The organism is Accumulibacter sp., assembly GCF_016789985.1.
Taxonomy (GTDB): domain Bacteria; phylum Pseudomonadota; class Gammaproteobacteria; order Burkholderiales; family Rhodocyclaceae; genus Accumulibacter.
Map to the genome: position 1 here is coordinate 23,130 of NZ_JAEUOL010000288.1, position 20,690 is coordinate 43,819.

Here is a 20,690-nt window from a genome sequence, read left to right on the forward strand (position 1 = left end):
TGGCCTTATACCATGAAAGAGACCAACGTGTTAGCGATTGGCGGAGCGGACTCGGCCGGCGCAGGCGGCGTACTGGTCCGCTGGGCGCTTTTGTGTTTGAATCTAGCCTGCGGCTCAAAGAGGGGAGAGTGGTGGCTGATCGTCGATTACAGGTTTTTCACGCCGTGGCAAAACACCTTTCCTTTACCAAGGCGGGCGAGGCGCTGCATATGACACAGCCGGCCGTAACTTTCCAGATCAAACAGTTGGAGGAGCGTTTCAATACCCGCCTGTTCGAACGCGGTGGCGGGAGGATTTCACTCACCGCGGCTGGCGAACTGGTCCTTGACTACGCCGAGCGCATCCTCGGCCTGTCGAATGAGCTCGACATCCGGGTGGCCGAAATGACGGGGCAGATGAGCGGCAGCCTGCTGGTGGGAGCGAGCACGACGATTGCTGAGTTCATGCTGCCGCCGATCCTGGGCGAGTTCAACGTACGCTACCCGCAGGTGCGCGCCCGTCTGACGGTCGCCAACTCGGAAGCAATCACCAGTGCGGTTGCGGCGCATACGCTGGACATCGGTCTGGTCGAGTCGCAGGAGAGTCACCCCAGCCTGCAGTGTGAGGTCTGTGGTGACGATGAACTGCAGGTGGTGTGCACGCCGAACCATCCACTCGCCAAACGTGGCGAAATCGATGCACGCAGCCTGTTGGCGCACGATTTCATCGCTCGTGAGCCAGGCTCGGGTACCCGCGAAGTCACCGATGATTATTTCCGGGCCTGCGGCGTGGAGCCAGGGAAATTGAAGACACTGATGGAATTGTCCAGTCCGGAGGCACTGAAGGGTGTCGTGGCAACCGGTCTCGGTTGTTCGATCGTGTCGCGCGCGAGTTTCGAGAAGGAGCGGCAACTGGGAAGCCTGATCGCCATTCCACTGCGGCCGCGCCTGAAGCGCACCTTGTCACTGGTCTATCCAAAGGAGCGTTTTCGCTCCAAGGTGGTGCTGACCTTCGTCGAGTTTGCCAAAGCCAAGCTGCACGAGTTGTCCGTCTGATGCCACGTCCGATCGCAGCATCGATCGATCGGGCGGCGCTGCGTCACAACTACCTGCTGGCCCGCCGGCACGCCAGCCGTGGGGGAGGGCGAGCGAAGGCATGGGCCGTGGTCAAGGCCAATGCCTACGGGCACGGCCTGCTGCGCGCTGCGGCAGCGCTCGCCGATGTCGCCGACGGTTTCGCCCTGCTCGACATCGATGAGGCGGTGAGGCTGCGCGAGGCAGGCATCCGGCAGCCGATTCTGCTGCTCGAAGGTTTTTTCGAGACAGCCGACTTGGCCGTTTGCCTCACACACGATCTCAGCGTGGTGATCCATCGCCTCGAACAACTGCAGATGCTGCGACAGGCCAGGCTGCCGCGTTGCCTGCCAATCTACCTGAAACTGAACACCGGGATGAACCGTCTCGGTTTGAGCGCGCCGCAGCTACCGGCCGTCAGGCGCGAACTGGAGGCCATGGCGGCAGCCTCCGAACTCGGCGAGCTGACCTTGATGACGCATTTCGCCGAGGCCGATGTCGAGGGTGGCGAGCAGTGCATCGACTGGCAGCTCGAGCGCTTTGCCGGGATGACCGCGGATTGGCCGGATGTCGCATCGTGGCAGGTCTCGATGGCCAATTCGGCAGCCATCCTGCGCTACCCGAAGACCGCGCACGACTGGGTGCGCCCGGGGATCATGCTCTATGGGGGCAGCCCGTTTGCCGCCGAGGACGCCACCAGCCTGGACCTCAAACCGGTGATGACGCTGCGTAGCCGCATTCTGGCAGTGCAGGAAATCGCGGTGGGCGAGCGGGTCGGCTACGGCGGGACCTTTGTCGCGCAACGGCCGACCCGGGTTGGCGTCGTCGCCTGTGGCTACGCGGATGGTTATCCGCGCCATGCGCCCGGCGGAACGCCGATCGTCGTCGCCGGCCAGCGAACGCAAACGCTTGGTCGCGTATCGATGGACATGCTTGCCTGTGATCTCACCGACTGCCCGGCAGCGGGGGTCGACAGCCCGGTTGTCCTGTGGGGTGAGGGTATGCCGGCGGACGAAGTGGCGGCTGCCGCCGGCACCATCAGTTACGAGCTGTTCTGCGCACTGGCACGTCGTGTGCCGGTGTGCGACGTTCTGGCATGACGCGTTCGGGCAGCAGTCCGAAGACGGTTTTCTCCTGCACCGAGTGCGGTGCCAGCGCTGCCAAGTGGCAGGGGCAATGTCCGGGCTGCGGGGTCTGGAATACGCTGGTCGAGACGATCGCCGAGGCACCTCCTGCGGCCGGCGCGCGGCGCTTCGTCGCGCTCGGTGGCGGCAGCGGTGGTGTACAGACACTGTCCGAGATCGAAGCGCGTGAAGAAGATCGTTTGCCGACCGGTATCGGCGAGTTCGATCGTGCCCTGGGCGGCGGACTGGTCGCCGGCGGCGTGGTGCTGATCGGCGGCGATCCGGGAATCGGCAAGAGCACTCTGTTGCTGCAGGCGCTCGCCGGTCTGGCAACGAATCATCCTGTGCTCTACGTCAGTGGCGAGGAGTCCGGCCAGCAGATCGCGCTGCGTGCCCGGCGCCTGTCACTGGTGACCGGCAGGCTGCGGCTGCTGGCGGAGATCAATCTGGAGCGGATTCTGGCGACGCTGCAGGCAGTGCTGCCGCGGGTGGCCGTGATTGACTCGATCCAGACCCTCTGGTCGGAACAACTCGCTTCGGCGCCCGGTTCGGTTGCTCAGGTGCGTGAATGCGCTGCACAACTTACCCGACTGGCGAAACGGGCTGGCATCACGGTGATCCTGGTCGGCCATGTCACCAAGGAAGGCGCCCTGGCCGGGCCACGCGTACTCGAACATATCGTGGATACCGTGCTCTACTTCGAAGGCGACACCCATTCCAGTTTTCGCCTGATTCGTGCCGTCAAGAACCGCTATGGTGCGGTCAACGAAATCGGCGTTTTCGCCATGACCGACCGCGGATTGAAGATGGTGAGCAACCCCTCGGCGATCTTTCTTTCGCAACACGGGGTCGACGTTCCGGGTTCGTGCGTTCTGGTCACCCAGGAGGGCACACGTCCGTTGCTGGTCGAGGTTCAGGCGTTGGTCGATCAGGCGCATGGCAACCCGCGGCGCCTCACGGTGGGCCTCGATGCACAGCGTCTGGCGATGCTGCTGGCCGTCCTGCACCGCCATGCCGGTATCGCCTGCTTCGATCAGGACGTCTTCGTGAACGCTGTCGGCGGGGTCAAGATCAGCGAGCCAGCGGCCGATCTCGCAGTTGTCCTGGCGATCGTATCATCACTTAAAAACAAATCGTTACCAGAGAAACTCGTCGTGTTTGGTGAAGTCGGACTGGCGGGTGAAATCCGCCCGGCGCCACGCGGTCAGGAACGCCTCAGGGAAGCCGCCAAACTTGGCTTCACGCGCGCGCTGGTGCCCGAGGCGAATCGACCACGCCGGGCGGCCGCCGACATCGAGGTGATTCCGGTACGGCGAGTGGAAGAAGCCGTAGGACGTTTGCGCGAGCTCGAATGAGGCGGCTTGCCTACGGGCGGTCTGCCAGCCTCCAGTCGGCAGCTTTCTGGCGGCGCCCCGGGGCTGTCCAAGGGAGGAACCCGCCGCAGCGGGTCCTCGGGATGTTTGGCAGGCTCAGGTGGTCCGTCGCGACAGTCCGTAGCCGGCGAGCGCGAGACCGAGGCCGAGCAGGGCGAGTGCGCTGGGCTCGGGGATGGCGAGGAGCAGCGGATTGTCGGACGAGAGACGGACGGCGCCACAACCGCGACAAGTGTCGTACTCCGGTTGGCTTACCGCCATCTTGAGCGTCCAGTCACCTGCCGTATTCGACAGCGTGGCGAAGTTGAAGTCGAGAACGTGCGGGCTGTAGTCAAGGGGGAGATAGGTGGTGCTGCCAATGGATGTTCCGTTGAGGAAGAAGCCGAACTCCAGTGGCGCGGTTCGCCAGTTTGACTGCCATGCCGGGTCGCCCAGATTAAGTGTCAACTGCAGGCGGCTCACCGTCGCCAAGCCGGTACCCGAAAATGTCTGGCTGGCTTGCTGAATCTGTTCGCCCGCCCGGTCCTGTTCGAAATAGATGCCACCCTGATTGACGCCGCCCAACCCGGCCTGACTGAAATTGCTGGTATAGCTTGGGCTTGCCGTTGCCGGCAACGCGCTGCACAGCGACGACATCAGGAGTGCCGCCCTCATTGGCTTGCTGCTGATCGTGTCCAATATTCGTCCTCCCTGAATACTTCACGTGTGAGGCGCTCGGGCGAGTCACCCCGGTTCGGCGCGTCGAGGCAGGCTTTGCCCGAACCCTCCCCAGAGTTCGCTTCTCCAGACCCATCTCCCGAACAGCCGACGGTGCCAGTTGTGCGGCAGATTGGGTTCCGACCTGTGTCGACCCTTGTTAATTCTAGCAGTTGGAATGTCCGGGGTCAGCCCAATGATGCGGCCGTGCGCAAGCTGCCCGGGGCTGTGTCACACTGGCGTCCGGGCAAGCTGACAAACTGAACGCGGACAGATCATGCAACTGATCCTCTTCTCCTGGCGAATGCTGCAACGAGACGCGCGCGGCGGCGAGTTGCGCCTGCTGGCGACGGCTCTGGCGGTGGCCGTGGCAGCCCTGAGCGCGGTCGGTTTCTTCGCCGATCGCGTGCGGCAGGCTCTGGACCGCGAATCGCACCAACTGTTGGGCGCGGATCTCCTGCTGACTGCCGACCAGCCGTGGGCGACGAAGGTCGCCGACCAGGCTCGGGCGCGCGGGTTGCAGGTGGTCGAGACCCGGACTTTCCCGAGCATGGTGACGCACGGCACGGGCGAACAGGCGAGCGCGCAACTGGCGGAAATCAAGGCGGTCGGCGCCGCTTACCCGCTGCGCGGTGCGCTGCGCATCGCACCGGCACTCAACGCGCCCGACGCACCGACGCGCAGCATTCCCGCTCCCGGAACGATCTGGATCGATGAGCGTCTGGCGTCGGCTCTCGGTGCACGGGTCGGCGATCAGGTCGCGGTCGGACAGAGCGCCTTGCGGGTCGATGCCGTGCTCACTCTGGAACCCGACCGCGGGATCAACTTCTTCAGCGTTGCGCCACGCCTGCTGATGAACCTTGACGATCTGCCGGCCACTGCCTTGCTGCAGGTCGGCAGTCGGGTCACCTATCGTCTGCTGGTGGCCGGCGAATTGCCTCTGGTCAGGCGCTTCCAGCGCGACATCGAGGCGCGGCTGGCACGTGGGCAGCGGATCGAGGACCCGCAGAACGGTCGACCCGAGATCCGCAGCGCGCTCGAGCGGGCGCAAAAGTTTCTCGGTCTTGCGGCACTCCTCACCGTGGTGCTGGCGGCGGTGGCCGTTGCCCTGGCATCCCGTCGCTATGTGCAGCGTCATCTCGACCCCTGTGCCGTGATGCGTTGTCTGGGCGCGACGCAGGGTTTGCTGCTGCGCCTCCATCTCGGACAGTTCGCCGCGCTCGGGCTGCTCGCGGCATTGTTCGGTTGCGGGCTCGGCTATTTCGCGCATTTCGTCCTGCATGCCTGGCTGGCACAGTTGCTCGCCACACCGTTGCCGTCGCCCAGCCTGCTGCCGGCGCTGCAGGGCATGACGGTTGGCCTGTTGCTGCTCTTCGGTTTTGCCGTGCCGCCACTGCTGCAGCTCAATCGCGTTCCGACGCTGCGCGTTCTGCGGCGCGAAATGGGCAGCCCGCAGCGCGGTCTGCTCGGTGGTTATCTGCTTGGCTTCCTCGCCCTGATCGGGCTCATGTTCTGGGTGGCTGGAGATCTTGAACTCGGCGCCTGGGTGTGTGGAGGATTCAGCCTCGCTTTGCTGATCTTCGCGCTGATTGCCCGGATCGCCATCAAACTGGCAGCTGCACTGCGTGGTCGCGGAAGAGCGGCGACCCGAGGGGCGGGAGGAGTCGGCTGGCGTTACGGTCTGGCCAGCCTGGAGCGGCGCGCCGGCGCCAGCGTCATCCAGATCGTCGCGCTGGCGCTCGGCTTCATGGCGCTGCTGCTGCTCACGGTGGTGCGCGGCGACCTGCTCGACGCCTGGCGCCGTGCCGTTCCGCCCGAGGCGCCGAATCGTTTCGTGGTGAACATCCAGCCCGACCAGGTGGAAGCGGTGGGCGCCCTGCTGGTGGCGCAGGGTCTGTCACCCGAACTGGCGCCGATGGTGCGAGGACGTCTGATGCGCATCAATGGTGTCGAAGTCAGTGCCGCCAGCTACACCGATGATCGTGCTCAGCGGCTGATCGAACGTGAGTTCAACCTGTCGATGCGCCCGGATTTGCCGGCGGGCAACAGTCTCAGTGCCGGACGTTGGTTTTCGCGTGCCGACCTCGAAGGCAAGGGCGAGCCGGTAGCTGCTTCGGTTGAGGATGGTTTGGCCAGGACGCTTGGTCTGGGCGTCGGCGATCGCCTGGAGTTCGCCGTTGCCGGCGAGAAGATCGACATGACGGTGGTTGGTCTGCGCAAGGTCAACTGGGACACCATGCGCGCCAACTTCTTTGTGCTGACCCCGCCGGCGGTGCTGGCTCCTTATCCGGCCAGCTGGATCACCAGTTTCTATCTGCCGCCCGAGCAGGCCGGCTTCGTCAATCGTCTGGTGCGAGAGTTTCCCAACCTGACGGTGATCGATGTCGCCGCCATCCTGCGTCAGTTGCAGTCGATCATGGATCAGGTGGCGCGCGCGGTGCAGTTCGTCTTTCTCTTCACCCTTGCTGCCGGCCTCCTTGTCCTGCACGCCGCCTTGGCTTCGGCCGCCGAGGAGCGGCGTTACGAACTCGCGGTGATGCGCGCTCTGGGAGCCCGCCGCGAGCAGTTGCGGCGGGTTCTGCTGGCCGAATTCGCCGCGGTTGGTGGACTTTCCGGTCTGATCGCCGCTCTCGCGGCAGTTGCCGTCGGCCAGTTTCTGGCCCGTCAGGTGTTCCGCTTCGAGGTGGCGATCGAACTCTGGCTGCTGCCGGCCGCGGTCTGTGGCGGTGCTGCGCTGGTGACGGGGGCGGGCTGGTTCGCCGCCACCCGATTGCTGCAGAGTGCGCCGCTCGAGGCGCTGCGCGCAGGAAGTGGCTAGCCGGGTTTGCCCTTGTCGTTGGCCGCCCGCGATCCGTTATCATATGAGTCGCCAAAGCGCGCGGCTGCCGACCGATATGGTGGGTGGCACGACACGTTTTTCAACTACACTGCGGGAGAGGGGTATCGTCATGAGCGGGAAGACATTGCTGGTGTTGCGGCACGGGAAGTCGGACTGGGGCACCGGTCACGAGGATTTTCACCGGCCGCTGGTTGATCGGGGCCGTTTGGGCAGCCAGAAAATGGGGGCCTGGATCAAGCGCCAGAAGCTGGTGCCGGATGTGGTGCTCAGTTCCCCGGCCGAGCGGGCGCGTGCGACCACGGTGGCGGCCTGCAAGGCGATGGGTCTGCCGTTGAAGACCGTGCGCTGGGATGAGCGGATCTATGCGGCACCGGTCGAGGACTTGCTGGCGGCGCTGGCTGACTGCCCGAAAAGCGCCCGGCGGGTGATGGTCGTCGGCCACAATCCAGGGCTGGAAGAACTCGTCGAGTATCTGAGCGAAGGTCAACTGGAAATTCCGGACGATGGCAAGCTGCTGCCGACCTCGGCCCTGGCGCAGTTGGAAATGGTGGAAGGCTGGCAGGATCTTGCGCGTGGCTGCGCCAGTCTGATCTCGGTGACGCGTCCCGGGCAGGTACCCGACGAACTGGCGGTCGAGAGTGACGAGGAGATGGAGCGTGGTCCGGTGCCGGACTACTTCTTTACGCAATCGGCGGTACTTCCCTACTGCCTGGTAGAAGACAAGTTGCAGGTGATGCTGATTGCCTCGCGCAAGGGAACGCGCTGGGTGGTGCCCAAGGGCGTCAAGGAGCCCGAGTTGTCGCTGCGCGATTCAGCCAGCAAGGAGGCGCTGGAGGAGGGTGGGGTGCGTGGCCGCGTAGACGACGAGGCGATCGGCCATTACGACTACCGCAAATGGGGCGGCGTCTGCTCGGTGGCCGTGTTTCCCATGGAAGTGACGGAAAGCGTGCCCGAAGACGAGTGGGAGGAGAGTCACCGTGAGCGGCGCTGGGTCGAGCCCAAGGAAGCGAAGCGCCTGCTGGATGAGCGCGCACTGCGCAAGCTGGTGGACAAGCTGGAAAAGCGGTTCGGCAAGCACTGATCTGCAGCCTGGCCGGCGCCTGGATGTCTAGAATCCGGCCCGTTCTTCCGCCAGCCAGGTTTCTATTTCGAGGAAGTCCTTCTGGTTCTGGCGGATGACCAGGAAGAAAACCAGAGCCAGGAGCAGCGCGAAAAAAATGATCGGGAGTTCTTGCCAGCCCAGGGTCTGCAGCAGTTCAAGATTCATTGCCTTCTCCGGTCTTCGGTGCGCCGGCCCGCTCCGGGAGCAGGTGCCGGCCTGTCAGACTTCCGGTCAGACCTGCCGTTGCGCACGCCGGTTCCCGTGCGGGGCCGCCAACATGATATGGCGGCGAGCCCCACTGCACCACCGCAGACTCAGATGACGCGCACACGGATCACATGAGCCACTGCCTTGATCGCGCTGACCACGCCTTCCGCCGGTTCCCGCTCGACATCCATGATGTTGAAGGCGAGTTCGCTGCGGCTCTTGTTCACCATGTCGACCACGTTGACCCGGTTGTCCGCCAGAATCGACAGGACGTTGCCAAGGACTCCCGAGACGTTGTCGTTGGCGAAGGTGATGCGCGAAGTGCCCGGACTGCGCTCCATGGCGATCTTCGGGAAGTTCACCGAGTTCACGATGTTGCCGTTCTCGAGGTAGTCGATCAGCTGGTTGGCTGCCATCACCGCGCAGTTCTCCTCCGATTCCTCGGTGCTGGCGCCGATGTGCGGCATGGCGATGATCTTCGGATGGCCGAGCAGGGCCGGTTCGGGGAAATCGCAGACGTACCTGCCCAGCCGTCCAGCATCCAGACTGCGCAGCACGGCTGCCGGATCGACGATCACATCACGGGCGAAGTTGAGCAGCACGGCGCCCGGCTTGATTATCGCCAGGGTGTCGTCGTTGATCATGTGCCGCGTCGCGTCGACCGCCGGCACGTGCAGCGAGACATAGTCGGAACGGGCGAGCAGCGACTGCAGGTTCTCCATCCGGCCGACTTCGTTCGACAAACGCCAGGCGGCATCAATCGACAGGAGCGGGTCGAAACCGATCACCGTCATGCCCATCGCCAGAGCCATGTCGGCGACCATCGAGCCGATTGCTCCGAGGCCGACGATACCGAGCGTCTTGCCGCGGATCTCGCTGCCGGCAAAGCGCGCCTTGGCTTTCTCGACCAAAGGCGACATCTCGGCCGAATCCTTGATCCCGGCCAGCGACTGGACGTAGTTCATTCCGTCGACGATGCCGCGGGCGCTGAGCAGCATGCCGGCCATCACCAGTTCCTTGACGGCGTTGGCATTGGCTCCCGGGGTGTTGAAGACGACGATACCCTGCTTGCCGTATTCGGCGACCGGCACATTGTTGACGCCGGCTCCGGCGCGGGCGACCGCCAGCAGGGTGGCAGGCACCTCGACGCCCTGCAGCTTCTGGCTGCGCAGCAGAAAGGCGTCCGGATGTGCGATATCGCTGCCGACTTCATACGATTGACGTGGAAAACGGTCCAGGCCCTTGATCGAGATCTGGTTGTAGGTTCTTACCTTGTACATGGCGATGTGACTCGGGTGGAGTGGTGGAGGTGCTGGGGATGGTGGCCGCAAGGACCCGGTGTCAGGCGGTGACCTGTGCGTAGGCCCAGGCCAGCCAGGGCATCAGCGCCTGCAGGTCGGCACTGTCGATGGTGGCGCCGCACCAGATGCGTATCCCCGCCGGTGCGTCCTTGTAAGAGCCGATGTCGAAGGCGACGCCCTCGCTGTCGAGCAGTTTGACCATTTTCTTGACCTGTTCGGGGTCGATCTTGACGCTCAGGCAGACGCTGGTGTTGGAACGTGTTGCCGGATCCCGGGCGAGGAAGGAAATCCAGTCGTTGGCGGCGACGAAATCGGCGATCACTGCCAGGTTGGCTTCGCTGCGCGCGATCGCCGCCTTGACGCCGCCGATCGCCTCTATCCATTGCAGTGCGTCGAGATAGTCGGCGACACAGAGCATCGACGGCGTGTTGATCGTTTCGCCGCGAAAGATGCCTTCACTCAGTTTGCCGCCGGAGGTCAGCCGGAAAACCTTTGGCAGTGGCCACGGAGGGTTGTAGCTTTCGAGGCGAGCAACCGCACGTGGGCCGAGGATCAGCATGCCGTGCGCACCCTCGCCGCCGAGCACCTTCTGCCAGGAGAAAGTCACCACATCCAGCTTGTCCCAGGGCAGATCCATCGCGAAGACGGCCGAGGTGGCGTCGCAGATCGTCAGTCCGGCCCGATCATCCGGGATCCAGTTGCCGTCGGGCACCTTGACGCCCGAGGTGGTGCCGTTCCAGGTGAACACCACGTCGTTGTCGAAGTTGACCTGCGACAGATCGACCAGATCGCCGTAGTCGGCTTTCAAGACCCGGGCGTCGGCCAGCTTGAGTTGCTTGACGACGTCGGTTGCCCAACCCGAACCGAACGACTCCCAGGCCAGAACATCTACGCCGCGTTGGCCGAGCAGCGACCAGAGGGCCATTTCCACCGCTCCGGTATCCGATCCCGGCACCACGCCGACCCGATAGCCGTCGGGCAGGCCGAGGCTGCGCGCCGTCTCCGAACAGGCCAGCGCAAGGGCTTTCTTGCCCAAGGCCGAGCGATGCGAGCGGCCCAGCGTGTTGAGCTGGAGCGTGCCGACATCATAGCCCGGGCGCTTGCTGCACGGGCCCGACGAAAAATTGGGGTTTCTGGGTTTTGCTGTGGGTTGCATGATTGCCTCTGTCCGGGAAAAAGAGAAAGCGGGGTGGCATTTCCCCGCAGGTCTGCTGGCCTGCACGACACAAGCTGCAGATTGTAACAGAGTGTCTTTTTGCCGGCAGCAGACCGCGTTCTGAAAGAGGAGATCAGCGAGTGCAGTCGACCGGTCGCGTGTCCGTGCTGCGGGCCGTCCTGACCGGCCGGACATGCTCTGCGCCGCGGTTCGGGAACCCGCTTGCGCGGCGGGAGAATGGGTGCGGTGAGCGATATTCCTCTTGTTCGCGCCGAAGCGTGTATAGTGCGGCCCGCGAGACGAGCTGCGTTTCATCCGGTCGGCAGTTCGTATCCGTGACGTTCTTCCCCCTTCCGGCACTGACCGATCGCCCCGAAGTTCCCACTCGGTCGCATGCACCTGAACCGGCTCTGCTGGCCTTGGACTGCAGCAGGCCGCTCGCAGGAGATTCTCTTGTCGCAATCGTTCTCCCAGCTCGGCCTGTCGGCCGAACTCACCCGCGCTGTCGCCGAACAGGGCTACAGCGAGCCGACGCCGGTCCAGGCACAGGCCATTCCGCTGATTCTCGCCGGGCGTGATGTGCTCGCCGGGGCGCAGACCGGGACCGGCAAGACCGCCGGTTTCACCTTGCCGCTATTGCAGCGGCTGATCACGGCGGCCCCTCCGGCGTCGGGTGCTGGGGCTGCTCGACGACCCGTGCGGGCACTGATCCTGACCCCGACCCGAGAACTCGCGGCACAGGTCGAAGAGAGCGTGTGCACCTACGGCCGGCACCTGCCGCTCAGATCGACCCTGATCTACGGTGGGGTGAACATCAACCCGCAGATCGACGCGCTGCGCCGCGGTGCCGATATCCTGGTTGCCACGCCGGGCCGCCTGCTCGACCACCTGCAGCAGCGCACGGCCAATCTGGCACAGGTCGAGATCCTGGTGCTTGACGAAGCCGACCGCATGCTGGACATGGGATTCATCCGCGATATCCGGCGCATTCTCGCGCTGTTGCCGGTGCGCCGCCAGAACCTGCTCTTCTCGGCCACTTTCTCCGACGAGATCCGGCAGCTTGCCGACGGCTTGCTGCACGCACCGGCGCTGATCGAAGTGGCACGGCGCAACGCCGAATCCGAACTGGTTGCGCAGCGCGTTCACCCGGTTGACAACTGGCGCAAGCGCGAACTGCTGACGCATCTGCTGTCCTCCGGTGACTGGCGCCAGGTCTTGGTGTTCACGCGCATGAAGAGCGGCGCCAACCGTCTGGCCGAGCAGTTGTGCAAGGCGGGCATCGAGGCCACCGCGATTCACGGCAATAAGAGCCAGCCGGCACGGACGCGGGCGTTGACCGGCTTCAAGGCGGGCACGGTGCGCGTCCTGGTGGCGACGGATATCGCGGCGCGCGGTCTGGATATCGAGGAACTGCCCCACGTGGTCAACTTCGAGCTGCCGAACGTGCCCGCCGATTATGTTCATCGGATCGGGCGGACCGGTCGGGCGGGGAGCACCGGTGAGGCGATCTCGCTGGTTTCAGCGGAAGAGAAGCCGCTGTTGGCCGACATCGAGAAGCTGCTCACGCGGCGTATCGAAAGCCGGGTCGTGCCCGGTTTCGAACCTGGTCAGCCGCCGCCAGCCGCCGTGGTGAACCCACCGGTCGAGCGTAGCGGCGGCGATCTCCAGCGACGCAACTCTGGTGCCCATTCCCGATCGGTGCCGTCGCGTCCGCCGGGGTCGGTGACGCCGCCGGCACGCCCGGGCGTGTCTGTGCCACCAGCGACGCGTGGCAATCCACCGTCGCAGCACGCCGGATCCGGCGCTGCTGCCGCCTCGCCTGCGCTCTTTCGTAGCCCGAGCCGACGCGGCGGCTAGGCGGTGAGCAGTGCCGCGGGCCATTCAATCCAGCATCAGATCAGGAGCCGACAATGAACCTCTTCGTGGGCAATCTCGCACCCGAGACAGACGAGACGGAACTGACCGATCTGTTCAAGGCCTTTGGTCAGGTGAAGTCGGTGCAGGTGATGCGTGAGCTGTTCAGCGGCGTCTCCAAGGGCTTCGGATTTGTCGAAATGCCCGGGCGCGCGCATTCGCTTGCCGCCATCGCCGCCCTTGACGGTAAGGATCTGCACGGCAAACCGCTGCGTGTCAACGAGGCGACGGCGCGCAGCAGTGGCGGTATGCGCCACCGCTAGACCTGGCGGCTGCCCGGAGCGCGATCGGCCGCGCTCCGGGCAGCCGTGCAGAACTGGTGTCGGCGAGCGTCCTGTGGCATGCTGCGCCGCTTGGCAACCGGGTCGACCAGAAAGGCATGCAGCGGAAGAATACAGCGGGAAGTCGCCGGCTGTCCGGCAATGGCGGGGCGACGGGTGCTTGCCCCTGTGGCAGCCGGCGGCCGTACGCGGACTGCTGCGGGCCATTGCACGACGGTGCGCCGGCCGCCGATGCGGCGGTGCTGATGCGCTCGCGTTACTGCGCCTACGTCGTGGGTGCCGGGGACTACCTGTTGGCGACCTGGCACACGGACACCCGCCCGTTACGCGTCGAGCTTGCTCCAGTCCCTCGTTGGCTCGGTCTGGAGCTCAGGCGTCACCTGCCGCTCGGCTCCGACGCCGCGACCGTCGAGTTCGTCGCTCGCTATCGCGTGTCCGGTCGTGCCGGGAGATTGCACGAAATCAGCCGCTTCGTCCGCGAGGATGGTCGCTGGTTCTACGTCGATGGTGAATTCCCGAGACCCAATGAGCGCAGCGCAGTACTGCGCGGTGCTGCCGGCCAGGGTTGAGAAACGGGTTGAGAAACGGGCCTGGAAAAGGTACCGGCACGGAGCGACATGCTTTCCATCATTTTTCGCGACGAACACCTGGTGGCCATCGACAAGCCGGCCGGTCTGCTTGTACACCGCACGCCGATCGACGCACGCGAACGTCGCTTTGCGCTGCAGATGCTGCGTGATCAGCTCGGCTGCCGGGTCCATGCGGTGCACCGGCTCGACAAGGGAACTTCGGGTGTCCTGCTGTTCGCCCTGAGCAGTCAGGTCGGTCGTGCGTTGAGCGCCATGTTCGCGGAGCGGCAGCTTGGCAAGAGCTATCTGGCCGTCGTGCGAGGTCATCCGCCGGCGGTCGGCGAGATCGACCATCCGTTGCGCCGCTGCTTCGACCCCGATGTGGCGGGCGGCGAAGCTGCACGCGCCAGCGTGCAACAGGCGATCACCCGCTATCGCCGTCTCGCCACCATCGAACTGCCGCACCGGGTCGACCGCTACCCGAGCAGCCGCTACGCTTTGCTCGAACTCGATCCGCTGACCGGGCGCCAGCACCAGTTGCGTCGGCATCTCAAGCATATCGCCCATCCGGTCATCGGGGACGCGACCTATGGCAAGGGAGCGCATAACCGACTGTTCCGGACACTGTTCGGTTGTGACCGGCTGCTGCTGGCTTGTGCCGAGTTGCGCCTGGAGCATCCGGTGACGGGGGTTGCACTGACGCTGACGGCGCCATTGACCAGGGATTTTCTTCGCCTGATCGAGCGCTTCGACTGGATCGGCGCGTTGCCTCGTCCATGGCTGCCGGGCGCGGCTGGTCTTTCCAACCGTGCCGGGGCTGGGACGGCAGGGTAGGAGGCGGCGGGCAGTGCCTGGCGAACGACCGTTTTCTCGGCAAGGACCTGCGGCTGTCAGGGTGGTCGCGTCTTGCGGGCGTCGAGCATGACCTGGCAGGTCCACAGCGAGATCTACGGCGAGGTGCCGCTGCTGATCGTGCGCCCGCCAGGCAGCGCCGCATGCTTGCCGACCGTGCTGTGGTTTCACGGTTTTGGCGCCACCAAGGAAGTGCACCTGCCAGAGTTGAAGAACCTGGCCGGGCGGGGATTACTGGCGGTCGGTATTGATGCGCCGGCGCATGGTCGGCGGTGTCGCGCCGATCTCGAACAGCAGTTCAGCGGGATGCCGGGAGACAATCCACAGCTCTTCCGGCAGATTGTCGACCAGGCAATTGGCGAGCTGCCAGGGCTGATCGACCAGTTGGTGGCGCGTGGTCTGACCGATCAGGAACGGGTCGCCGTCGCCGGCGTTTCAATGGGAGGCTGCATTGTCTATGGAGCAATCGCCGCCGAGCCACGGCTCCGCGCTGCAGCGGCGCTGCTCGGTTCACCCGCATGGGTGCAGCCGGAGAGCGAGCATCCGGCTCTGGCGCGTTTTCACCCGACTGCCTTGCTGTCGATCACCGCTGGACAGGATACCGTCATCCCTCCCGCTGCGGCACATGCCCTGCACCGCAGGCTCGCACACTTCTATCGGGAACAGCCGGAGCGTCTCGGCTACCAGGAGATGGCGGGAGCCGCCCACTTCATGTCGGCGCAGGAGTGGGCCAGCGCAGTGGGGCAGGCATGTGCCTGGCTGACCCGTTTTCTGTCGTGAGGGTTTGTGTGGGTCGCTGGTCATGGTGATGAAGTACCCGCCGGATGGGATTCAGCGCCGGGTAGCCGTTGCGTGTTGGCCACGATGGTGCCGCCAGGGAGCGGCGTCGCTGCCTGAAGGATCGTCGGGCGGTCATGGCCGGGCGTCGAACTGTCGGCTTCACTGGGGATTGCCCTCGACCCGGCTGGTGGTTGGGCCGGCGGCGGCCGGACGAGCTTCCTCGGCCTCGAGGCCGGCGATGACTTCACCCGCGATGCGGTAGGATTTGCCGCGGAACAGGGCGATGACCTTGCCCTGATGATTACGGATGGTCGTGTCGTAAACGCCGGTACGTCCGGTGCGCGAACGCTCCTCGCATTCGGCTTCGAGAACTTCTCCCTCTGCCGCCGGGGCGAGGAAGTCGATATGGCAGGCCGAAGCCACCGTGTTGCGATTGTAGGCGTTGCAGGCATAGGCGAAGGCCGAGTCAGCGAGGGTGAAGAGGTAGCCGCCGTGGCAGATGTGATGGCCGTTGACCATGTCCGGCCGAACGACCATCGTCATTCGCGAATAACCCGGGCGGACGCTGAGGATCTCGAGGCCGATCAACCGGCTTGCCGCATCGCGGCTGTACATCGCTTCGGCAGTCTGTTCGGCGAGGCGCACGGCGGCTTCCGAAGCCGCTGTGCCGATGTTCTTGGGCATGACACTTCCTTGGGGAAAAACTCCGGTGACGCGATTTCCGTGATCGAGCCTGGGCGCTGCGGCGTGTGCATGCCGCGCGCACAGCGCGTTTGGTGTTCCTCAGGGCTTCTGCTAGAATCCGCATCCTTCCGGAGAGATGGATGAGTGGTTTAAGTCGCACGCCTGGAAAGCGTGTTTAGGATGATATCCTAACGCGGGTTCGAATCCCGCTCTCTCCGCCAGACGGCTTGGCAGAGCGTGTCCCGGGAGCTTCCTGCCACTGCCCGAGTGGGCCGATGAAGATCTGGTGCCGCAGCGGTGTGGGTCTCGCCCCTCGGCGTCGGGTGGCTTGAGGCGCGTGCTGAAGGTGACGGGGCTTGAGGGCGGAGGCGCGCCGGTCGCTGTCGCTGGCGGCAGTTGCCGCCAGGCACGGCGTAGCGCGGGAGGGTCATGTCATGTCGCCGCTGGCCAGACAACAGCACTGGGATATTCGAGTCGATTGAGGCGTTCCTTCCTATTTCTGCAAGGGGTCTGCTCCCCCTTCTTTGCCCGACTGGCCGATCGTCTGTCGGCCGACGGCCACCGGGTTTTCAAGATCAATTTCAACGCCGGTGATCTGTTGTACTGGGGTGGCCGGCCGGCCTGGAATTATCGCGGCAAGCTTGCCGGGCTGCGCGCCTTTCTCGACGAGAAATATCGGCAACAGGGCATCACCGATCAGGTGCTCTTCGGCGATCGACGCCCGGTGCACCGTCCGGCGGTCGATCTTGCGTCGTCGCTGGGCATCCGCACTCATGTCTTTGAGGAGGGCTACCTGCGCCCGCATTGGGTGACGCTCGAACGCGAGGGTGTCAATGGGCATTCGTTGCTGCCGCGCGACCCGGACTGGTTTCGCCGGGTGGGCGCACGATTGCCGGACTACCGCAACGGCAAGCCGTTCCATGCGCCGTTCAGCGCGCGTGTGGCGCATGACGTGTGCTACCACCTGGCGGGGGTCGCCAACCCGGTCCTGTTCAGCGCCTACCGGACACATGCGCCGGTGAATGCCGCCATCGAGTATGCCGGTTACCTCAAACGCTTCGCGCTCCTGCCGCTCTACAGGCGGCAGGACGATGCCTTGATCGATCGCCTGATTGCCGGGCGGCAACCGTTCTACCTGCTGCCGCTGCAGCTCAATGGCGATGCCCAGATTCGTGACCACTCCCGCTTCAACGACATGAACGATCTGATGGAGTTCGTCATGGCGTCATTCACCCGCCATGCGCCGGACAATGCGCGGCTGCTGATCAAGAATCATCCCCTGGACATGGGTCTGCGCAACTATCGTCGGGTGATTGCCGGTCTGGAAAAGCGTTTCGCCTTGACCGGACGCATCGATTATATCGAGAGCGGGGATCTGGGGAAGCTGCTGCCCGCAGCGCGCGGTGTGGTGACCGTCAATAGCACGCTGGGCTGCCTCTCCGTGGGCGTCGGCTGTCCGACGGTGGCCCTGAGCGATCCGATCTACAATCTGCCGGGCCTCACCTTCCAGGGGAAGCTCGACGAGTTCTGGGGCAATCAGAGCAGGCCGGAGGCTGAATTGTTTCGCTGTTTCCGCAATGCGGTGATCCACACGACGCAGGTGAACGGCGGATTCTACTGTCGCGACGGTATCAGCATGGCGGTGAATGACAGTTTGCGCCTGCTCGAGCCCGAACGTTCGCCGCTGGACGAGTTGCTTTGAGCCGGGACCGGGCGCCGCCTGGCAGGGTGCTGATCACCGGGGCCACCGGCGGCATCGGCGGCGCACTGGCAGCGGTCTATGCCGAGCCAGGACGGACGCTTGTTCTGCAGGGGCGCAAGGCCGATCGTCTGAACGTCCTGGCGGCGGACTGTGAGGCACGCGGCGCGAAGGTGTTGACCCAGGTGCTCGACCTTGGCGATCGGGCGGCGCTTGCCGCCTGGCTTGGCGGTTTGGCGGCGCAGGAGCCGCTGGATCTGGTAATCGTCAATGCGGGAGTGAATACCAGCATCGGGCCGGCGGGTGACGGTGAGCGCTGGGCGGCTGTGGAAGAACTGATCGAGGTCAACGTGCGCGCCGCCCTGGCGACGGTGGACGGCGTATTGCCGGCGATGCGCGCGCGTCGGTGTGGCCAGATCGCGCTGATCAGTTCGCTGGCGGCCTACCACGGCTTGCCGGTGACGCCCAGCTACTGTGCCAGCAAGGCGGCGCTCAAGGCCTACGGCGAAGCGATCCGCGGCTGGCTGGCCGGCCAGGGGGTAGGCGTCAGCGTGGTCATGCCGGGCTATGTCGAATCACCGATGTGCCGCGCCATGCCTGGTCCCAAACCCTTCCTGTGGTCGGCCGAACGAGCGGCTCGCCATATCAGGCGCGGTCTGGAGCGCAATCAGGCGCGCATCAGCTTCCCCTTTCCGCTCAACCTGGGTACGTGGTGTCTGGCACTGTTGCCGCCGGCCCTCTCCCAACACATCCTGCGCTTGCTGAAGTACGGTGGCTGAATCGTTCTGCTCGGCGGCGGCAGGAGCGGCGGTCGGCGGAGCGGCTGTTTCCCTGCTCATCGAGCGTTTCCTGAGACCGTTCCCGACCGACTTCTGGCGACGACCACTGGCCGCTCTGGTCATCCACCTCGGGCTTTGGTTCCTGCTCTTCAGTTGTCTGCTGCTCGTCCTGCAGCGGCCGTTTTTTGCTGCCGGCGCGCTGCTGGCCGGCCTGCTCTTCGTGGTTCTGGTCAGCAACGCCAAGTTCGCTTCGCTACGCGAACCGTTCATCTTTCAGGATTTCGAGTATTTCAGCGACGCCTTGAAGCATCCGCGGCTGTATCTGCCTTTCCTCGGCGCCGGCCGGGCCGGACTGGCGGTTTTGGCGTTTGCCGGCGCCGTGGCGGCCGGACTGGCGGTCGAGGAGCCATTGTCTGGGCGGTTGCCGGTGGCCGATTTCCTGGTCGGCGCGGCGATCCTGGCGCTGCTCGGGCTGTCTCTGCTCTGGCTGGGTGCGCGGTGCAGACCGGCAGTCAGTTTTGATGCCACGGCAGACCTGCAGCGGCTAGGTCTGGTGGCCACCATGTGGCGCTATGGCGAAGAGGAACTGGTCGATTGCGCGGTCGTCTCGCCCTATCGCGATCTGACACCCGAGCGCTCGATGGCTGAACGCAATCGGCGTCTGGTAGTGGTGCAGAGCGAATCCTTCTTCGATCCGCGGCACCTGATTCCGGAGATTCGCCGGGACGTGCTGCGCGGGTTCGATGCTGTTCGGGCCGACGCTGTGGTTTCTGGCCAGCTTGCAGTTGCGGCCTGGGGTGCGAATACGGTTCGCACCGAGTTTGCTTTTCTGTCCGGTCTTGCCGCCGGGTCGCTCGCCGTGCACCGTTTCAATCCCTACCGGCGGCTGGCCCGCCGGACGGAGCTGACGACCCTGGTCAGTTTCCTCAAGAGTTGCGGGTATCGGACGGTTTGCGTCCATCCCTACGCGGCCAGCTTCTATGCGCGGGACAAAGTCTATCCGCACCTCGGGTTCGACGAGTTTGTCGACATCCGGAGCTTCGACGGCGCGGCGCGCAGCGGTCCCTATGTCAGCGATCTGGCGGTTGCCGAGCGGGTTGCCGGCCTGCTGCGCGGGTCGCTGGAGCAGCCCTTGTTCGTCTTCGTGATCACCATGGAGAATCATGGGCCGTTGCATCTGGAGACGGTATTGCCCGGCGACTGCGAACGTTATTACTCGACCCCGCCGGGGGTCGGCTGTGCCGAGCTGACGGTCTACCTGCGCCATCTCGCCAACGCCGACCGCATGGCTGGCCGGCTGCGCGACGAGCTGGAGGCGCTGCCGGGAACGGGCTGGCTGTGCTGGTTTGGTGATCACGTGCCGATCATGCCCGAGGTCTACCGGAGGCTGGGCACCCCTGCTGGCCACACCGATTACTTTGTCTGGCGCAAGGGCGGTCAAAACAGTCCGACAAGGCGTCGCGATCTGTCGGTCAGCGATCTGGGTTGCCTGCTGCTGCAGGAAATGGGTGTGTGCAGTTCGGCGACGAGCCATGTCGATATGCCGGACAAGGAATACCCACCTGCCTGAAGCACCGCGCGCCGGCGGGCGGCCCGAGGGCCGTTCCTGTCCGGCTCGTCAAAGCCGCGCCAGCTCCTCGCCCAGCGCGCTGACGGTACGCCGAATCTGTTCTTCGCTGTGCTGGCAGGAAATGAAGAAGCGCAGGCGGGCGGTCTTTTCCGGTACCGCCGGGTACAGGATGGGCTGCACATTGATGCGTCGCTCGAAAAGGGCTGCCGCCAGACGCGCGGCCTTGATCGAGCTGCCGGTGATGGCCGGGATCACGGCCAGTCCCGCACTGCTGCCGGTATCGACGCCGCATGCCGTGGCCTGCGCGAGGAAAAGGCGGCAGCGCTCCTGCAATGCCGCCACGCGCTCCGGTTCACGCTGCAGACACTGCAATGCGGCAAGCGAGGCCGCGGCAATGGGCGGGGGCATGCCGACGCTGTAGAGAAAGCCGGGTGCGAGGAACTTGAGGTGCTCGATCAGCGCTGCTTCTCCGGCGATGTAGCCACCGCAACCGGCAAGCGCCTTGCTTAGGGTGCCCATCCAGATGTCGACATCGGTGCTCTGCAGCCCGAAGTGCTCACGGATACCGAGTCCCTTGCCGCCCATGACGCCAAACGAGTGGGCTTCATCGACCATCAGGAAGGCGCGGTACTTGCGCTTGATCTCGACAAAGCGTGGCAGCTCGGGGTAGTCGCCGTCCATGCTGTAGATGCCCTCGAGGACGATCAAGACG

General features: G+C 64.8%; 19 protein-coding genes and 1 tRNA gene. 14 read left to right on the top strand and 6 right to left on the bottom strand.

Annotation, left to right across the window (positions count from 1 at the left end; genetic code table 11):
* Positions 1–131 precede the first annotated feature (131 nt).
* From JNK99_RS16585 to radA, 3 genes are read left to right on the top strand one after another with little or no spacing between them, the layout of a single operon-like run.
* Complete coding sequence (locus JNK99_RS16585; protein WP_291855260.1) at positions 132–1,034, top strand: LysR family transcriptional regulator; 903 nt, start codon at positions 132–134, stop codon at positions 1,032–1,034.
* A complete protein-coding gene (gene alr, locus JNK99_RS16590; RefSeq protein ID WP_291855263.1) occupies positions 1,034–2,152 on the top strand; it encodes an alanine racemase in 1,119 nt (372 codons plus the stop codon). The genes JNK99_RS16585 and alr overlap by 1 nt, the downstream gene beginning before the upstream one ends.
* On the top strand, positions 2,149–3,531 hold the full coding sequence (gene radA / locus JNK99_RS16595; RefSeq protein WP_291855266.1) for a DNA repair protein RadA: 1,383 nt from the start codon (positions 2,149–2,151) through the stop codon (positions 3,529–3,531). Before alr ends, radA begins: the two co-directional genes overlap by 4 nt.
* Positions 3,532–3,645: 114 nt before the next feature.
* Here the strand turns inward: radA and JNK99_RS16600 are convergent, their stop codons facing one another.
* On the bottom strand, positions 3,646–4,203 hold the full coding sequence (locus JNK99_RS16600) for a PEP-CTERM sorting domain-containing protein (protein ID WP_291855269.1): 558 nt from the start codon (positions 4,201–4,203) through the stop codon (positions 3,646–3,648).
* 319 nt (positions 4,204–4,522) lie between these two features.
* Between JNK99_RS16600 and JNK99_RS16605 the strand changes: the two genes are divergently transcribed.
* Both JNK99_RS16605 and JNK99_RS16610 read left to right on the top strand, forming a co-directional pair.
* Positions 4,523–7,063 carry an FtsX-like permease family protein gene (locus tag JNK99_RS16605; protein WP_291855272.1) on the top strand — a complete coding sequence of 847 codons (2,541 nt, stop codon included), beginning with the start codon at positions 4,523–4,525 and terminating at the stop codon, positions 7,061–7,063.
* Between the two features lie 130 nt (positions 7,064–7,193).
* Positions 7,194–8,165 (top strand): histidine phosphatase family protein, encoded by a 972-nt coding sequence (locus JNK99_RS16610; protein ID WP_291855275.1) that lies wholly within the window; start codon positions 7,194–7,196, stop codon positions 8,163–8,165.
* 27 nt (positions 8,166–8,192) lie between these two features.
* Here JNK99_RS16610 and JNK99_RS16615 read toward each other — a convergent pair whose 3' ends face one another.
* The 3 genes from JNK99_RS16615 to JNK99_RS16625 all read right to left on the bottom strand — a co-directional run bounded on the left by JNK99_RS16615 (position 8,193) and on the right by JNK99_RS16625 (position 10,850).
* On the bottom strand, positions 8,193–8,351 hold the full coding sequence (locus JNK99_RS16615) for a hypothetical protein (protein ID WP_291855277.1): 159 nt from the start codon (positions 8,349–8,351) through the stop codon (positions 8,193–8,195).
* Positions 8,352–8,500: 149 nt separating this feature from the next.
* Positions 8,501–9,673, bottom strand: a complete 1,173-nt coding sequence (locus JNK99_RS16620; RefSeq protein ID WP_291855280.1) for a 3-phosphoglycerate dehydrogenase family protein — start codon at positions 9,671–9,673, stop codon at positions 8,501–8,503.
* A gap of 61 nt (positions 9,674–9,734) precedes the next feature.
* Entirely contained in the window at positions 9,735–10,850 is a 1,116-nt protein-coding gene (locus tag JNK99_RS16625; protein WP_291855283.1) for a phosphoserine transaminase, read from the bottom strand.
* Between the two features lie 453 nt (positions 10,851–11,303).
* On the opposite strand from JNK99_RS16625, the gene JNK99_RS16630 reads away from it, so the two are divergent.
* The 5 genes from JNK99_RS16630 (at position 11,304) to JNK99_RS16650 (ending at position 15,246) form a co-directional block, all read left to right on the top strand.
* Positions 11,304–12,707: a DEAD/DEAH box helicase gene (locus JNK99_RS16630; RefSeq protein ID WP_291855289.1), complete on the top strand. Its 1,404-nt coding sequence runs from the start codon at positions 11,304–11,306 to the stop codon at positions 12,705–12,707.
* Positions 12,708–12,760: 53 nt separating this feature from the next.
* Entirely contained in the window at positions 12,761–13,027 is a 267-nt protein-coding gene (locus JNK99_RS16635) for an RNA-binding protein (RefSeq protein WP_291855292.1), read from the top strand.
* Between the two features lie 116 nt (positions 13,028–13,143).
* On the top strand, positions 13,144–13,614 hold the full coding sequence (locus tag JNK99_RS16640; protein WP_291855323.1) for a YchJ family protein: 471 nt from the start codon (positions 13,144–13,146) through the stop codon (positions 13,612–13,614).
* Between the two features lie 48 nt (positions 13,615–13,662).
* Positions 13,663–14,448 carry a pseudouridine synthase gene (locus JNK99_RS16645; RefSeq protein ID WP_291855295.1) on the top strand — a complete coding sequence of 262 codons (786 nt, stop codon included), beginning with the start codon at positions 13,663–13,665 and terminating at the stop codon, positions 14,446–14,448.
* Between the two features lie 87 nt (positions 14,449–14,535).
* A complete protein-coding gene (locus JNK99_RS16650; protein ID WP_291855298.1) occupies positions 14,536–15,246 on the top strand; it encodes an alpha/beta fold hydrolase in 711 nt (236 codons plus the stop codon).
* Positions 15,247–15,405: 159 nt separating this feature from the next.
* Here the strand turns inward: JNK99_RS16650 and paaI are convergent, their stop codons facing one another.
* Complete coding sequence (gene paaI, locus JNK99_RS16655) at positions 15,406–15,930, bottom strand: hydroxyphenylacetyl-CoA thioesterase PaaI (RefSeq protein ID WP_291855300.1); 525 nt, start codon at positions 15,928–15,930, stop codon at positions 15,406–15,408.
* Between the two features lie 130 nt (positions 15,931–16,060).
* Between paaI and JNK99_RS16660 the strand changes: the two genes are divergently transcribed.
* The 4 genes from JNK99_RS16660 (at position 16,061) to JNK99_RS16675 (ending at position 19,978) form a co-directional block, all read left to right on the top strand.
* A tRNA-Ser gene (locus tag JNK99_RS16660) sits at positions 16,061–16,151 on the top strand.
* A gap of 257 nt (positions 16,152–16,408) precedes the next feature.
* Complete coding sequence (locus JNK99_RS16665; RefSeq protein WP_291855305.1) at positions 16,409–17,632, top strand: capsular biosynthesis protein; 1,224 nt, start codon at positions 16,409–16,411, stop codon at positions 17,630–17,632.
* A gap of 26 nt (positions 17,633–17,658) precedes the next feature.
* Positions 17,659–18,408, top strand: a complete 750-nt coding sequence (locus tag JNK99_RS16670; RefSeq protein WP_291855308.1) for an SDR family NAD(P)-dependent oxidoreductase — start codon at positions 17,659–17,661, stop codon at positions 18,406–18,408.
* Complete coding sequence (locus tag JNK99_RS16675; RefSeq protein WP_291855311.1) at positions 18,401–19,978, top strand: LTA synthase family protein; 1,578 nt, start codon at positions 18,401–18,403, stop codon at positions 19,976–19,978. Before JNK99_RS16670 ends, JNK99_RS16675 begins: the two co-directional genes overlap by 8 nt.
* A gap of 48 nt (positions 19,979–20,026) precedes the next feature.
* Here the strand turns inward: JNK99_RS16675 and JNK99_RS16680 are convergent.
* The coding region (locus JNK99_RS16680) for an aminotransferase class I/II-fold pyridoxal phosphate-dependent enzyme (RefSeq protein WP_291855314.1) at positions 20,027–20,690 on the bottom strand (664 nt) is incomplete at its 5' end.